Origin of the sequence: Terrisporobacter mayombei (assembly GCF_020748465.1) — a bacterium.
Classification (GTDB): domain Bacteria; phylum Bacillota; class Clostridia; order Peptostreptococcales; family Peptostreptococcaceae; genus Terrisporobacter; species Terrisporobacter mayombei.
In genome coordinates, this window is the sequence record NZ_JAHZMP010000171.1 from 1 (window position 1) to 478 (window position 478).

1 protein-coding gene is annotated in these 478 nt (G+C 39.5%); it reads left to right on the plus strand.

The window, feature by feature from the left end; all coding sequences use genetic code 11:
• Nucleotides 1-184: 184 nt before the first annotated feature.
• A partial coding sequence (rcsA, locus tag K0039_RS25120) for a transcriptional regulator RcsA (RefSeq protein WP_140039335.1) occupies nt 185-478 on the plus strand: 294 nt, incomplete at its 3' end.

Consider the following 478-nt stretch of genomic DNA (forward strand, 5'->3'; position numbering starts at 1 on the left):
CATATCGCAACATTTACTTTACTTTTAGACAATTCCAGGCAAATTATACAACACTTTACGGGATAGTAAGTCCGCCTGAAAAATCGCGAGAGTGGCGCATTAGGTGACCCATGTTGTTCCGTTTAGTCATGATGAAATATTCAGGTAAGGGGAATTATCGTTACGCATTGAGTGAGGGTATGCCATGTCAACGATTATTATGGATTTATGTAGTTACACCCGACTAGGTTTAACCGGGTATCTGTTGAGTAGGGGGGTTAAAAAAAGAGAAATCAACGACATTGAAACCGTTGATGACCTTGCCATAGCTTGTGATTCACAGCGCCCTTCAGTGGTGTTTATTAATGAGGACTGTTTCATCCACGATGCTTCTAACAGTCAGCGTATCAAGCTCATCATTAATCAACATCCCAATACGTTATTTATCGTTTTTATGGCAATTGCCAATGTTCATTTTGATGAATATCTATTGGTCAGA